At 63.6% G+C, this 14939-nt stretch carries 11 protein-coding genes, 1 tRNA gene and 2 pseudogenes; 8 read left to right on the forward strand and 6 right to left on the reverse strand.

All coding sequences use genetic code 11. The annotated features are described in order from the left end of the window. Window positions 1-88: 88 nt before the first annotated feature. Window positions 89-940, reverse strand: coding sequence for a TauD/TfdA family dioxygenase (locus ADT71_RS27050; RefSeq protein WP_054441861.1), 852 nt, complete (start codon window positions 938-940; stop codon window positions 89-91). Window positions 941-1505: 565 nt separating this feature from the next. Between ADT71_RS27050 and ADT71_RS27055 the strand changes: the two genes are divergently transcribed. Then, window positions 1506-1781, forward strand: coding sequence for a hypothetical protein (locus ADT71_RS27055; protein ID WP_054441862.1), 276 nt, complete (start codon window positions 1506-1508; stop codon window positions 1779-1781). An 84-nt stretch (window positions 1782-1865) separates the two neighbouring features. Here ADT71_RS27055 and ADT71_RS27060 read toward each other — a convergent pair whose 3' ends face one another. Then, window positions 1866-2450: a TetR/AcrR family transcriptional regulator gene (locus tag ADT71_RS27060; protein ID WP_054441863.1), complete on the reverse strand. Its 585-nt coding sequence runs from the start codon at window positions 2448-2450 to the stop codon at window positions 1866-1868. A 118-nt stretch (window positions 2451-2568) separates the two neighbouring features. Here ADT71_RS27060 and ADT71_RS27065 point away from each other — a divergent pair, with 118 nt between their 5' ends. From ADT71_RS27065 to ADT71_RS27085, 5 genes and pseudogenes are all read left to right on the forward strand, one after another. Further along, complete coding sequence (locus ADT71_RS27065; protein ID WP_054441864.1) at window positions 2569-3714, forward strand: efflux RND transporter periplasmic adaptor subunit; 1146 nt, start codon at window positions 2569-2571, stop codon at window positions 3712-3714. 3 nt (window positions 3715-3717) lie between these two features. Continuing rightward, window positions 3718-6905, forward strand: a pseudogene (locus ADT71_RS27070) (efflux RND transporter permease subunit). A 2-nt stretch (window positions 6906-6907) separates the two neighbouring features. After that, window positions 6908-8329 (forward strand): efflux transporter outer membrane subunit, encoded by a 1422-nt coding sequence (locus ADT71_RS27075; RefSeq protein WP_054441865.1) that lies wholly within the window; start codon window positions 6908-6910, stop codon window positions 8327-8329. Between the two features lie 397 nt (window positions 8330-8726). Next, a tRNA-Ala gene (locus ADT71_RS27080) sits at window positions 8727-8802 on the forward strand. Window positions 8803-8949: 147 nt separating this feature from the next. Beyond that, window positions 8950-9681: a LysR substrate-binding domain-containing protein gene (locus ADT71_RS27085; RefSeq protein WP_231636229.1), complete on the forward strand. Its 732-nt coding sequence runs from the start codon at window positions 8950-8952 to the stop codon at window positions 9679-9681. Between the two features lie 188 nt (window positions 9682-9869). Here the strand turns inward: ADT71_RS27085 and ADT71_RS27090 are convergent, their stop codons facing one another. Next, a complete protein-coding gene (locus ADT71_RS27090; protein ID WP_082370597.1) occupies window positions 9870-10253 on the reverse strand; it encodes an excalibur calcium-binding domain-containing protein in 384 nt (127 codons plus the stop codon). 179 nt (window positions 10254-10432) lie between these two features. Between ADT71_RS27090 and ADT71_RS27095 the strand changes: the two genes are divergently transcribed. Next, window positions 10433-11482 carry an NAD(P)-dependent alcohol dehydrogenase gene (locus ADT71_RS27095; RefSeq protein WP_054441867.1) on the forward strand — a complete coding sequence of 350 codons (1050 nt, stop codon included), beginning with the start codon at window positions 10433-10435 and terminating at the stop codon, window positions 11480-11482. Between the two features lie 50 nt (window positions 11483-11532). Here the strand turns inward: ADT71_RS27095 and ADT71_RS27100 are convergent, their stop codons facing one another. The 3 genes and pseudogenes from ADT71_RS27100 to ADT71_RS27110 all read right to left on the reverse strand — a co-directional run bounded on the left by ADT71_RS27100 (window position 11533) and on the right by ADT71_RS27110 (window position 13962). After that, window positions 11533-12372 (reverse strand): LytTR family DNA-binding domain-containing protein, encoded by an 840-nt coding sequence (locus tag ADT71_RS27100; protein WP_054441868.1) that lies wholly within the window; start codon window positions 12370-12372, stop codon window positions 11533-11535. Window positions 12373-12674: 302 nt separating this feature from the next. Beyond that, window positions 12675-13106: a GFA family protein gene (locus ADT71_RS27105; RefSeq protein ID WP_197283144.1), complete on the reverse strand. Its 432-nt coding sequence runs from the start codon at window positions 13104-13106 to the stop codon at window positions 12675-12677. Between the two features lie 170 nt (window positions 13107-13276). Then, a pseudogene (locus ADT71_RS27110) lies at window positions 13277-13962 on the reverse strand (pentapeptide repeat-containing protein). 147 nt (window positions 13963-14109) lie between these two features. On the opposite strand from ADT71_RS27110, the gene ADT71_RS27115 reads away from it, so the two are divergent. Continuing rightward, window positions 14110-14850: a FadR/GntR family transcriptional regulator gene (locus ADT71_RS27115; RefSeq protein ID WP_231636230.1), complete on the forward strand. Its 741-nt coding sequence runs from the start codon at window positions 14110-14112 to the stop codon at window positions 14848-14850. Window positions 14851-14939 lie beyond the last annotated feature (89 nt).

Below are 14939 nucleotides of genomic sequence, written 5' to 3' on the forward strand. Positions count from 1 at the left end.
AGAAACGGCGATGCCCCTGCCGCTTTCCGGTGCGGGGCTGGCGACCCCGTCCGAGGGAATCCCACGGGGCCGATCGGTCCACGCCGCCTCAGCGCAGCACTTCGCCCTCGATCGTGATGCGATGCATTTCGCGGCGGTGGCCGTGATAATCGTTGTAGGCGTAATGCCAGGTCGCGCGGTTGTCCCAGAAGGCGATCGAGCCGTCCCGCCAGTGGAAATCCTCCTGGAATTCCGGCTTCACGCAGTGTGCGTAGATCTCCTGGAGCAACTCCTGGGAAGCGTCTTCGGAAAGGCCCTGGATGCGCACCGTGAAACTGGGGTTCACGTAGATCGCGCGCTTGCCGCTGAGCGGATGGGTTATCACCATCGGATGAACCGGATCGTCCAGCACGTCGGCCGCGCCGGAGTTGCCGATGCGGCCGTCCTGTCGGGTATCCTGCGCGGCTTCGTAGACCCCGGCCTTGCTGCCGAAGACATGGCGCGCCGAATGGACGGCGCTGCGGCCTTCGATCCGGGCGCGCAGGGCTTCGGGCAGGCCGTCATAGGCGGCATACATCGAGGCGAAGGCCGTCGCGCCGCCTTGCGCGGGCAGTTCGCGGGCGACAAGGATCGATCCAAGCGCGGGCTCGAAATCGTAGGAATGGTCCGTATGCCAGCCGCCGCCGATATTGTGCTGCTGATCCGGTTCCTTCACGACGAGCGCGATCTCGGGATAGCCCGGGTGCGCGGCGAAGAAGCGGTTGATGTTGATCTCCCCCCAGTTCCGGGCGAAGGCGATGTGCTGTTCCTCGCTGATGGACTGATCGCGGAAGAACACCACCCCATGCTCCGCGAAGGCGGCGCGAATGGCGGCAAGATCACCGGTTGCGAAGGGCCGGGACAAGTCGATGCCCAGGATTTCGGCACCGACGCGCCCGTGCTTGCGGATTTCGAGAGTCATGCCGAAACCTTTTCTTGGCCGGATTTCCGGATGGATCGGTGCAAACCGGTGTCGTGAAAACTCATCCTTCGTATCGCCCCTGAGTTATGGGGAACACGAAGCCTGGCGTTGTCGCCCCGAGCATCGCGCGCTTTAGCTGTTGGTTACGCGGAGCAAGCTGCTTCCCGGTCAAAAGCCGCGGACTGGAAAATACTGCGGAAGAGCGAGCCAGGTTCCCCTCGCCTTCATTCTCAACCTATTTAATTGACATTAAGGCGTCAAGCGACCGGGGTCAGCCGACCGGGCTTTCCTGCGAAAACTATTCTTTGCTTGCGCCAAGCCTGCCTTGGAGCGTCGCAGATGATGCAGCGAGGCAACCCGCAAATCGAATCCAGCAAATCGATTTATCCGCAGGGCGATATCCATAGCATCGATTTGTATACGGACGCGCGGCACGGGACTATCCTGACTGGACGGTCGTTCTCTTCCAGACGGCAGGCGGGTCTACAGAGACTGCCGGGAGGAGAAAAATACAGGCCGCTCAATAACATCCAGGCGAACCTGGAGTTGGGAAGGAGTTTGACGAGTGGAAGAAGGTTTCGAAGTCGATTCGGGCGACAAGGCCATCATCATCCTGCAGAGCCTGATCTGCTACCTGCGCGAGAAGAACGTGCTCAGCCGGGCGGACATCCAGGAACTGCGCGATCGCGTCGATGCGCGCATCCTTGCGGTTGAAGGTGCCGCCGCGGAAAAGGCGATGCCGTGCAATTCGGCCGCTGCCGTGGCCGCCGCGCGCGAAATGGCAAGCCTCGATGAATATTGCGGCAAGCGCTACGGCGGGAAGCACCGCAAGGCGCACTGAAACGGGTCCTGGGCATGGGCCGCACGGGGCGGCCTTGCCTGTCTGAAAACAGGCTGCCGGCCTGTTTCCGAGATTGCCTGTTCGCTATATTGATTGCAGCGCGGCGACGATCATCCGCGCGGAGTGTTCTGCCGTGCGTTCGGCGCTCAACCTCGGCAGCGACATGCTGCGATGACCGAGCCCGAAAAGGCAGCCCAGCATCATCTCGACGGCGCCTTCCAGTTCCTCGCCCGTCAGATTCCGGTTCGCGGCGCACGCGAATTCGCGAAGATAATCCCGAAATTGCTCGCACATGGAACCGATCGTGCGTCCCACTCGTTCGTTGCGGAAGCCTTCGGCAAGGATGTCGAAGGACAATGCCTCGTGCCCTTCGTCAATGACTTGCAGGAACAGTTCCCGGAAGGTTTCCAGGACAGTCAGTTCGCCCTGATCAAGACGTCGACGCAGATCATCAAGTTCGGTAAGCTTTTCATCGAAATCGGCAATTACGATCGCCTCGATAATCTCTTCCTTGCTTTTGAAGGAGCGATAGATCAGCCCGACCGACATCTCCGCAGCAGCAGCCAGTTCCGACATCGACGTCTGGTGGAAACCGTTCGTTGCGAACAGTTCCCGCGCTGCGTTTCGGATCCGATCCCTGCTGGGTACTTTTTGCTGCACTGCACCCATTTTTCGTTCTCGTACGTATTTTTCGCTTGTATTCTCCATGGCCGATTTCTAGTGGCGATGCAATGTGAATGATCGTTCACTCTCAAATTGCCCCCCAACGATCGCAACGGATGAACCAATGCAAAAGGCGATGATTATCGGGTTTCTGGCGTGCGCCTCGGCGCTTGCGCTGAGTGCATGTGGAGAGCAGCAGCCGTCTGCGCCGCCTCCGCCCGAAGTCGGTGTCGTGACGCTCACGACCGAATCAGCAGCGCTGACGAATGAACTCCCCGGCCGTATTACCGCGCTGGAAACGGCGGATGTCCGGCCCCAGATCACCGGTGTAATCCGGCGCCGGCTGTTCACCGAGGGCAGCAACGTGCAGGCCGGCCAGCTTCTCTACGAGATCGAGGACGCGCCTTACCGTGCGGCCGTGGCGCAGGCGCAGGGCTCGCTGGCCACCGCCAATGCGACGATCCGCTCCACCGCGCTCCAGGCCCAGCGCTACAAGGACCTGATCGCGATCAACGCGGTCAGCCGGCAGCAATACGATGATGCCGCCGCCGCCGCGCAGCAGGCGCGGGCCAATGTTGCGGCGCAGCAAGGTGCGCTCCAGGCCGCGCAGGTGAACCAGAACTTCACGCGCATCCGCGCGCCGATCTCGGGCCGTATCGGCCGTTCGCTGTTCACGCCGGGCGCGCTCGTTTCGGCCGCGCAGGCGGACGCTCTGGCGACGATCCAGCGTACCGACAGCGTCTATGTCGACGTGACCCAGTCGGCCGCCCAGATCATCGACCTCAAGCAGGCGATGGCCGCCGGGGGTGTCAGCGAAGCCGACGGCGCCCGCGTCCAGCTCATCCTGCCGAACGGTTCGGTCTACCCGATCGAAGGCCGCCTCCAGTTTGCCGACGTCACCGTGGACCAGAGCTCCGGCTCCGTGATCCTGCGCGCGACCTTCCCGAACCCCAACGGCCTGCTGCTGCCGGGCATGTATGTCCGCGCCAAGCTGGTCGAGGGCCTGCGCAGCAATGTCATCCTCGCACCCCAGCAGGGCGTCACGCGCGATCCGCGCGGCCGGGCTACCGCGATGGTCGTGGGCAAGGACAACAAGGTCGAGCAGCGCCAGATCGAAACCGATCGCGCCGTCGGCGACAAGTGGATCGTCACCAAGGGCCTCAACGTAGGCGACAGGCTGATCGTCGAGGGTCTCGTAAACCTGCGGCCGGGCACGGTCGTCAAGGCGGGCATGCCGCAGCAGATCACGACCGCGGGCGGGGCGAAGTAACCCATGTCCCGGTATTTCATCGACAGACCCATCTTCGCATGGGTCATCGCCATCGTCATGATGCTTGCGGGCGTCCTGGCGATCCGTTCGCTCGCCGTGGCCCAGTTCCCCGAGATCGCGGCCCCCGCCGTCCAGATCTCCACCAGCTATCCCGGTGCGAATGCCGAGACGCTGGAAAGCACGACGACCCAGGTCATCGAGCAACAGCTTAAGGGCATCGACCACCTTCGCTATTTCTCGTCATCGAGCGATGGCGCCGGCAACCTTACCGTGACCCTGACCTTCGAGCAGGGCACCGATCCCGACATCGCGCAGGTCCAGGTCCAGAACAAGCTCACGCAGGCCACGCCGCTGCTGCCGCAGGAAGTGCAGTTGCAGGGCCTTCGCGTGACCAAGTCCACCGCGACCTTCCTGATGGTCATGGCCGTCTATGCTGATGACGGCATTCACGACCAGGAGGACGCGGGCGATTTCGTTGCGAGTTCGCTGCAGGACCCGATCAGCCGCGTCAACGGCGTGGGCGACACGCAGCTTCTGGGTGCGCAATATTCCATGCGCGTCTGGCTTGACCCGTACAAGATGGCCAACCTCGGCGTCACGACTTCGGACGTGACCTCGGCGATCCAGGCGCAGAACGCGCAGGTTTCGGCGGGCCAGATCGGCGGTACGCCTTCGCCCAAGGGGCAGGCGCTCAACGCCACGATCACCGCGCAGTCCCGCCTGCGCACGGCCGAGCAGTTCCGCCAGATCATGCTCCGCAACAACACGACGGTTCCGTCGTCCACCTGTCCGACGTCGCGCGCGTCGAGATGGGCGCGGAAAACTACAGCTTCGGCGCCAAGCTCAACGGCTATCCGGCTGCCGGTTTCGGCATCAAGCTGGCACCGGGCGCGAATGCGCTCGACACCGTCGAAGCCGTGAAAACCCAGATCGACCAGCTCTCCAAGAACTTCCCGAGCTGGGTGAAGTACAAGTTCCCGGTCGACAATTCGACCTTCGTGAAGCTCTCGGTGGAGCAGGTGATCCACACGCTCGTGGAAGCCGTGGTGCTCGTCTTCATCGTCATGTTCCTGTTCCTCCAGAACTGGCGCGCGACGCTGATCCCGACCATCGCCGTTCCCGTCGTGTTGCTGGGCTCGCTCGCGATCCTGCAACTGGCCGGCTTCACCATCAACACGCTAACCCTGTTCGGCATGGTGCTGGCGATCGGCCTGCTGGTCGATGACGCCATCGTCGTGGTCGAGAACGTCGAACGTCTCATCCAGGACGAGGGGCTGAGCCCCAAGGAAGCGGCCCGCCGCTCGATGGACGAGATCAGCGGCGCGCTGGTCGGCATCGGCCTCGTGCTTTCGGCGGTGTTCCTGCCGATGGCGTTCTTCGGCGGTTCCACCGGCGTCATCTTCCGCCAGTTCTCGATCACCATCGTCTCATCGATGGTGCTCTCGGTGATCGTGGCGCTCGTCCTTACGCCGGCGCTCTGCGCCACGATCCTCAAGCCCAGCTCACACGGCCACGGCCACGGCGAAGGCAAGCGGACCGGTATCGCGGGCATGTTCAACCGCTTCTTCGACTGGTTCAACCGGACCTTCGATCGCGGCGTCGAGCGCTACGGCAAGGCGGTGGACAAGGTCGAACACCGCTGGGGCCGGACCATGCTGGTCTACGCCGCCATCGTGGTGGGCATGGGCCTTATCTTCCTGCGTCTTCCCGGCGGCTTCCTGCCGGACGAGGACCAGGGCATCCTGATGAACCAGGTGTCGCTGCCCGCCGGTACGACGATGGAGGAGACCGAGCGCACGCTGGCGCGTGTCCGCGATCACTACCTCAAGGACGAAAAGGCCAACGTGGCCGACGTCTTCACGATTTCCGGCTTCGGTTTCGTGGGGCAGGGCCAGAACGTGGGCCTCGCCTTCGTGCGCATGAAGGACTGGTCGGAGCGCAAGGGCGCGGAGAACACCGTGATGGCGGTGGCCCAGCGTGCCAACATGGCGTTCCAGAAGATCACGTCTGGCATGGTGATCGCCTTCGCGCCGCCCGCCGTCCAGGAACTGGGCAATGCGACCGGGTTCGAGTTCCAGCTCGTCGATCGCGGGGGCCTCGGCCACCAGAAGTTGCTGGAGGCGCGCAATCAGTTCCTCGGCATGGCCGCGGGTGACAAGCGCCTGGCGCAAGTCCGTCCCAACGGACTGGAAGATACGCCGCAGATCAAGCTGGACGTCGATCAGGCGGCTGCCGGTGCCCTTGGCATCGCGCAGGCGGACATCAACTCGACCATCAGCACCGCCATGGGCAGCAGCTACGTCAATGACTTCATTGACCGCGACCGTGTGAAGAAGGTGTTCGTGCAGGCCGACCAGCCGTTCCGCACGACGCCCGAATCGATCGGTGCGTTCCATGTGCGTGGCAGTTCGGGCGTGATGGCACCGATCTCCTCCTTCGCGACCACCGAGTGGATCTACGGTCCGGCCAAGCTGGAACGCTTCAACGGCGTGTCCTCGATGCAGATCATGGGTGCTCCGGCTCCCGGCGTCTCCACCGGCGATGCGATGAAGGTCGTGGAACAGCTTGCCACCAAGCTGCCGGCCGGTGTCGGCCTCGAATGGAGCGGTATCTCCTACGAGGAAAACACCTCGGGCGGTCAGGCTCCGGCGCTTTACGCACTGTCCATGCTGATCGTGTTCCTCTGCCTTGCCGCGCTTTACGAAAGCTGGTCGGTGCCGATCGCGGTCATGCTCGTCGTGCCGCTGGGCGTGCTCGGCGCGGTGATCGCGGCGACGCTCGTGGGGCTCAACAACGACATCTACCTTCAGGTAGGTCTCATCACGACCATCGGCGTCTCGGCCAAGAACGCGATCCTCATCGTCGAATTCGCCGAGGAGAAGATGCGGGACGGCCTCTCACCCGTGGCCGCGGCCCTGGAAGCGGGCAAACTGCGCCTGCGTCCGATCCTGATGACCAGCTTCGCGTTCATCTTCGGCGTGTTGCCGCTGGCGGTTTCGACCGGGGCGGGCGCGGGCGGCCAGAACGCGATCGGCTGGGCTGTCGTGGGCGGCATGCTCTCGGCCACCATCCTGGCCATCTTCTTCGTTCCCGTCTTCTTCACCGTCGTGAAGCGCGTGTTCCGTGAACATCACGGAAAGGACGGGGCACCTGTCGACGGCGAGGCTTCGGCCGCGCCTCAGGAGGCATGAAAATGCGAAACGTGAAAGCGCTTACGGCCACGTCGCTGGCGCTGGCGCTGGCGGCCTGCAACATGGCCCCCAAGTATGTCCGTCCCGACCTGCCGGTTCCGGCGACCAGCCCGCAAGGGTTGGCCGCGCCGGACGGGCAGGGGGCGCAGGCGGTATCGGCCGATACCGCCTGGAAGGACTTCTTCACCGATCCGCGCCTGGCGCGGGTCATCCAGACCTCGCTGGACAACAACCGCGATCTGCGGATTGCCGTTGCCAACGTCGAACAGGCCCGTGCCCAGTACCGCGTGCAGCGTGCAGATATTCTGCCCACGCTCGCGGGGAGCGGCAGCGCGACCTACCAGGACCAGCCCTTTGCCCAGCAGGCTGCGGGCGGTGCCGGCGGCGTATCCGGGCGGACCGATATCTACACCGCCTCGGTCGGGGTTTCGGCCTGGGAAATCGACCTGTTCGGCCGCGTGCGCAATCTCACCAAGGCGGCGCAGGAAAGCTACTTTGCCTCGGTCGAGAACCGTAACGCCGCGCAGACCGCGCTCATCGCCGAAACGGCAACGGCGTGGCTGACGATGGCGGCCGATCAGGAAAAGCTCCAGATCGCCCGCAATCTCGAAAAGGCGTTCGGCCAGACGTTCGACCTGACCAAGGCGCGCTTCGCCAAGGGGATCGCCTCGGAACTGGAAGTGCGACAGGCGCAGACCAGCTACGATCAGGCCCGTTCCGATATCGCCCAGGCCACGACGCTGGTGGCGCAGGACAGGAACGCTCTGGAACTGCTGGCGGGAACCAGCCTTTCGGCAGAAGATTTGCCGACCGCGCTGCCGGAAAGCGACGTCACGCTGGCCAACCTGCCGGCGGACCTGCCCTCCAGCCTGCTGCTGCGCCGTCCCGACATTGCCGCGGCGGAGCATCAGCTTATCGGTGCGAACGCCAATATCGGCGCCGCCCGCGCGGCGTTCTTCCCGAAGATCTCGCTGACCGCCGCATTCGGCACGATGAGCCTCGGCCTGTCGAACCTGTTCAAGTCGGGCAGCGACTACTGGTCGGTGGCACCTTCGGCGAGCCTGCCGATCTTCGACTTCGGCAGGAACCAGGGCAACCTGCGCTATGCCCGCGCGACGTATGATGCCATGGTGGCGACTTACGAGAAGAGCGTGCAGACCGGCTTCAAGGAAGTCGCCGATGCGCTTGCCCGGCGCGCGACGATGACCAACCAGCTCGAAGCCCAGACCTCGCTGCGCGATTCCGCGCGGGTCAGCTATCGCCTCTCGGACGCGCGGTTCCGCGCGGGCGTGGACGATTTCCTGACCACGCTGGATTCGCAGCGCACGCTCTACAGCGCCGAACAGACCCTGGTGACGACGCGGCTGACCCGCGCCAGCAACATGGTCGAGATCTATCGCGCCATCGGCGGCGGCCTCAAGTAGAGCCGGCCGGCTGCCTGAGGAAGCCAGGAGGTTCGGATGACCTGTCCCCCCGGGTCATCGTTCCGCAGCGATTGTCCTCGTCACGCCACCGATGTGCCGGACATGTCGCGCGGACCGGGTTGGGATTGCCCAACCCGGACATCCGTCCTGACGGGGATTCCTGAAGGAACCGCGCGTCGACTTTATCGTCAAGGCAGGCGGTCTGCAGCGGTCTCGCCAGAGGGCGGAAACGGGCTGTGGAAAAAGATCGAAAAAGTTTTTCGCAGGGCGATTGTCCCTCTTGTCATGCCGGAAAAGCCGATCTAAAGGGCTGCCTCCCAAGCGGAACACGGCCTTCAAAGCCGGTTACGGCAGGGAAACCGGATCGAACCTCCCAGGTTGATCCGCTGAAATGATTGGGGCCTTAGCTCAGCTGGGAGAGCGCCTGCATGGCATGCAGGAGGTCAGCGGTTCGATCCCGCTAGGCTCCACCATTTCACCAGATACCCTTTATTCCCGAAAATCTGATCGGCCACAAACAGGCCGCGGCATCCTTCATGCAGGGCCATCTTGCGCCTGCGCGTCGGGGCCGTGCTAGAGTAGCTCTCCATGCATCCCAGCGAAGGGCGAACCAGGTTTCCATGAAGTTCAGTCGATCGGACCTTGCCGATTTCGCCTATTTCCTCGCCATCGCGCGCAATCGCAGTTTCCGGCGGGCCAGCCTTGAACTCGGCATCAGCGCCTCGGCCCTGAGCCATGCGCTGAAGGGGCTGGAAGAGCGCCACGGCGTGCGCCTGCTCAACCGCACCAACCGCAGTGTTACGCTGACAGCGGCGGGAGAGGCGTTCCGCGACGCGATCGCCGAGCATTTCGACGCGATCGATCACGCTGCGGAAGTGCTCAACCGTTTTCGCGATGCGCCGGCCGGACGCATCCGGCTTAACGTGCCGGAGGATGCGGCCGAACTGATCCTCGCCCCGGTGCTGCCCCGCTTCGTCGAACTCTATCCCGATATCGAGATCGACCTCTCGATCGACAACCGCATGATCGATGTGATCGATCAGGGGTACGACGCCGGCATTCGCTATGGCGGCACGGTGCCGGAAGACATGATCGTGCAGCGCATCTCGCCGCCGATGCGCTGGGTCGTCGCTGGTTCGCCCGCCTATTTCGAGCGTTTTGGAACGCCGCAGGTCCCGCAGGATCTCATGAATCACCGCTGCATGAAGATCAGGCTCGGCAACGACCGCATCTATCACTGGGAGTTCGAAAAGGGCGACGAGGCGGTGGCGCTCGCCGTTCCCGGTCCGCTCACCATCGGCAATTCCCGCATCGGCCTGCACATGGCGCTCAGCGGCGCCGCGCTCATCTAAGCCGCCGAACCTTCTATTGCGGGTGCCATCGCGGAAGGCAGGCTGGCGATCGCGCTGGACGAATGGGGCTCCATGGGGGAGGCTTTCAATGTCTACTATTCGAGCCGCAGGCAGGTGCCCTCCGGCCTGCGCCTGCTGGTGGACCTCATCCGCGAAATGAGGCCGCTCGGGTTCTAGACCGGGCGGGATCAGGGGTAGGGTTCGCAGCCGGTCCCGTCATGGTCGCTGTCCAGGTGCTGCCCGAAGCCGCGCTCACCCCGATAAAGCGGTGCCATCCCCCTCGCTTCAACTTCGCCGCAAGTCCGGAAAACATAGCCCTCTGGCAGCGTGTCCAGCAGGGCCTGGCGGGCAGCGCTTTCGGTACGCCATCGATCAAAGGCATTAAGCGCCAGACCGGCTGTGCCGCCGATGCAGATCGCGACGAGGAAGTATCCGCCCACCGTCTGCCATACGGAACGCGACCGTCGGCGGCGTAGCGCACGGATCGAATAGGGAGCGGGCGATCGAACCATCTGCGGATCGTGGCCGAAAGAAATGGACGATCGGTAAAAAGACCGGCTGGCCCGTTTCATCGGTTCTTTCGCGGGTGAGGGCGCGGCGCTCCGACTGGCTGCAAGGGACGGTCACGATGAGTTTCGTTCATCGCTTTGTTCGATTGCCTGCGGGCTGATCCGGCGGGGGCGGACGCCTACCTGAAGGGCGCGGCGACGGTCTGCCGCGCATACTCTCTCAGTTTCAAGGACAAATTCCGATGACGAAGGCATTTGGTGCCGTCACCGAACACACTCCGCTCGTGGCGCTCGATATCGAACGCCGTGAGCCGGGGGCACACGATGTCGCAATCGATATCGCCTATTGCGGCGTCTGCCATTCCGATCTTCATCAGGCGCGCGGCGAGTGGGCGGGCACGCTCTACCCTTGCGTGCCGGGGCACGAAATCGTCGGCCGCGTCAGTGCGGTAGGCAGCGAAGTGACCGCCTTCAAGGTGGGCGATACCGTTGGCGTGGGCTGCATGGTCGATAGCTGCCAGCATTGCAGCGCCTGCGACGAAGGCCTTGAGCAATATTGCGACGAAGGCTTCATCGGCACGTACAACGGTGCAACCGCCGATGCCCCCGGCCATACCCAGGGCGGCTATTCGCAGGCCATCGTCGTCAACGACAAGTTCGTCCTCAAGGTCAGCCACCCGGCGGAACAGCTCGCCGCCGTGGCGCCGCTGCTCTGCGCGGGGATCACCACATGGTCGCCGCTGCGCCACTGGAAGGTCGGCCCGGGCCAGAAAGTGGGCGTGGTCGGCATCGGCGGTCTGGGACATATGGGCGTCAAGCTTGCCCATGCACTTGGCGCGCATGTCGTGGCTTTCACCACTTCGGACAGCAAGCGCGAAGCCGCGCTGGCGCTCGGCGCGGACGAGGTGGTGGTCTCGCGTAATCCCGACGAGATGAACGCCCATGCGAACAGCTTCGACTTCATCCTCAACACCGTTGCCGCCAGCCACGATCTCGATGCCTTCACCGCGCTGCTCAAGCGCGACGGTACGATGACGCTGGTGGGCGTACCCGAGCATCCCCACCCGTCACCGAACGTGGGCGCCCTGATCTTCCGCCGCCGGACCATCGCCGGCTCGCTGATCGGCGGCATCGCCGAGACGCAGGAGATGCTCGATTTCTGCGCCGAGAAGGGCATCGTTGCCGATATCGAACTGATCGACATCCACGATATCAACGAAGCCTTCGATCGCATGCAGCGAAGCGACGTGAAGTACCGCTTCGTGATCGACAACGCGACGCTGAACGCCTGATCCGGTATCCGGGCGGGCAGGGCTCCTTCGCTCTGCCCGCCCGGAGCTTCTCAGTTGCTGGACGTTTTCAGGAAGCCCTGCCTTTCGAGACTGGAAATGGAATCCCGCGCAACCGGGGCGAATTCGCCGTTGGTCAGCCGGATTACGCGGTTTCGTCCGTCCGATTCCACCGAGGCGATGCCCTCGCGGGCAACCCACCAGCTTCGATGGACCTGCTGGCCGGGGCATTCGTCCATTTCCGCGATGGCATCGCGAAGGCGCATCAGGAGCAGTTCGCTCGACCCGGCCCCGTGGACGCGAACGTAGTGGTCCTCGCTTTGAAGCGCCAGGATCGGTCCCGCGAAAGCCTTGCTGAGCCGGCGTTGCAGCCGGGGCATGCCGCTGTCGTCCAGCGGTTCGCCCAGGGCTTCGTCGCGTTCAGGCGCCGCGGCGCGAACGGGGGTATCGTCCGCGAAGCTTGCGATCCGGTCGCGGTGAGGTTGGTGTCCGTCGCTCAACTGGGCGTCGATCCGCTTGGCCCACCAGACCACGACGAGGATCGCGACCGCACTGAGCAGTGCGAGAGGGAGAATTCCCGTAAAGCCGCCCAGTGCATGGAAGAACACGCCCCCGCCCCAGACCCAGACGAGCGTGAGCGGGAAACTGGACAGCAGAACGCCCCAGAACAGCAGCGCATTTCGCGGCAGCGAGGTGGCATTGGCGATGGCGATCAGCAGCCAGATCGTGGGGCGCACCAGCACATAGGCGCCCATGAGGTGCGTGAACCAGTTCCAGGCCCGCGCCGGAAACTCGGCATCGAGATATGTGCCGAATGGGCCGAGAAAGCCCACGATCCCGGCGAGGATGACCATCGCCCAAAGCTCCAGCAGGCCCCGACGCACCCAACTCATGTCATCGCCTCCCGATCCGCGCTGCGCAGGCTGGCAGATGTCCGTAATTTCGCGGCGTTAGGCAAGGGGCTGAGGCGAAGTTGCCGGTGAGGTAACGCAGCGGCGGTTGCGACTTGCGCGGCGCGTGTGAAAGTCCGACCGAGACGGCCTGCCGATTGAAACCCGCCTTTTTCCGATGCGCCTGATAGCGGACGCAGGGCCGAGGGCGCTTTAACAACCGCCGCGCGTCCCTGTCGGTCGCTTGACGTGGGGGACACCTGGACGAATTCCGCGAGGGATCGATATCCACGTATCCGGGGCGTTCAGCCGGGCAATCCATCCATCGTGACAACCTTTTCCAGATCGACATCCCAGTCTGCACGGCTGGCGCAACAGATGTGTGCTGTCGGTCGAATTTCGATGGGACCATCGAGGCAGCCGGCGGGAACCTTGAGCAGTGCGCCATCCATCTGGACATCGGGGAGCGCTGACCCGCACTCAACGCAGAAGCTGCGTTGGTGCCGGGTGCCGGGCAGCCGAAAAATTTTCACTTCAGCCTCTCCGGCCACCCAATGGAGCGATGCGTCAGTCGCGAAGAGATTGGCGCCATGGGCCGTGCCGCTTCCCTTCCGGCACCGCGAGCAATGGCACAGGAAGAAGCTGTCGAAGCTGCCGTTGATGTCGAAGCGAACTGTTCCGCAAAGACAGGAGCCGGAAATGTTGGACTGGTTCGAGGACGCCGAGCACATGAGCATTTAGTTAGTGCGCATGTCGAACCTGGTCCAGCGATATGGTCGCGGTGTTTTCCATCACCGGGTGAAAGCCGGAGCGGGACAATCGCCTATCGGCTCAAACGTGGTCGCGGCCCTTCGAGCTGACGCATCGGCTCGTTGACGACGGCCTGACCGCGCCGGATTCACGCGCTCTAGCTGACCTTGAGGCCCAGTTCGCGCAGAAGCAGGCCTGCCTGATCGGCCGAAATCGTCGCGCCGCGAAAGGGGGCGGCGTCCACGAGGCGCAGGCCGCCGAGGTCGGCGCCGCGCAAGTCGGCGCGTCGAACCGGGCGCCGTCGAGGCCGGCTTCGCGCAAGCTGCATGCTTCGAAGGTCGCCTGCCGGAAATCGCACTTCCGCAAGTCCGCCGTCGAGAAATCCACGCGCTTCAGAACGGTCCTGCGGAAAGAGTGGCCGGGCAGCTTGGCATCGATCAGCAAGGTTTCCTCGAACCGGATCTCCACGCCTTTCGTATCGGAAAAGTCGGCGCCGGTCAGCTTGCATCCGGTGAAGGCGGCCGAATGCAGGGTGGCTTTCCTGAAAGCGCCGTTGTTGAAATCGCTAGCGGTGAAGGCCGCGCCGGTGAGGTCGGCGGCGATGAAGTTTACAAAGGCGCCCCGGCAGGATTTCCAGGCCGTATCTTCCAGCATCGCGCCCCCGAAATCGGCCTTGCGGAAGTTGCAGCGTTCGAATTGCCAGCCCGAAAGGTCGAGGCCGGACAGGTCGGCTTCCTCCAGATCGCATTCGGCCAGCGTGCGCGGCGTGCCGCACAGGTTGCGGATGTCCCCGCGTGCAAGGGTCCGGCCGGTCAGGGCAGCGGCGGAAAACAGATCGTCCATCCCGGCTTGCTAGCCTGCGAAAGGCCGACATGCCAGCGCGGAGGCCAAGGCAGCGATGGTGCGGGCAAATGCATTCGTGCCAAGCAATGAAATGCTTAAAGGACTTGTGCTGGCGGCGCCGGGTCTATTTATATGATTAAAGATATAATGGGAGAGCGCAACCAGATGCAAGTCAAGCAGCAGGAGACCCGCAGTTCTCTGGGGCGGAACCTCACTTACGGCCTGCTCGATCGACTGGGTTCGCAGATCATCGGCGGTGTATATGCCGAAAAGCCGTTTCCGACGGAAGCCGAACTTTCCGTGCAGAACGGCGTCAGCCGCTCGGTCACGCGCGAAGCGGTGAAGATGCTGACGGCCAAGGGGCTGGTCAGTGCCCGGCCCCGACAAGGCACGGTGATCCAGCCTTCCAGCGAATGGAACCTGTTCGATACCGATGTGCTGCGCTGGATGCTGGAAAAACGGTTTTCGATCGATCTGCTCAAGCAGTTCAGCCAGTTGCGCGTCGCGATCGAGCCTGCCGCCGCCGCGCTGGCGGCCAGGGAGGCGGACGAGGCAGGGCTGGGATCGATCGCTGCCGGCTTCGCCCGGATGCAGGCTGCCGAAGAAGGCCGGGACGATGTGCTGGAGGCCGATGTCGCCTTCCACGTCGCGATCCTGAGCGCTTCGGGCAATCCGTTCTTCGGGCAGTTCCGCGACGTGGTGTCCACCGCCCTGAAGACCTCGATCCGCTACACCAACCGGATCGTCGGGCGCAGCGCCGATCTTGAGTCTCACGAGCGGGTGAAGAATGCCATCCTGTCTCGCGATCCCGAGGCTGCTCACGATGCGATGAAGCTCATCATCGTCGATGCCCTCGATGCGATCGAGCATAACGAAGGCGAGAGCTGAAGGCCAAAGGGCGGCGGGGAAGGACGGAAAACGATCTGCCGCAAACGATTGACCGCCGTAACCATATATATCATATAAATGGAAAGAAG

The sequence above is a fragment of the Novosphingobium sp. ST904 genome (genome assembly GCF_001298105.1).
Classification (GTDB): Bacteria; Pseudomonadota; Alphaproteobacteria; order Sphingomonadales; family Sphingomonadaceae; genus Novosphingobium.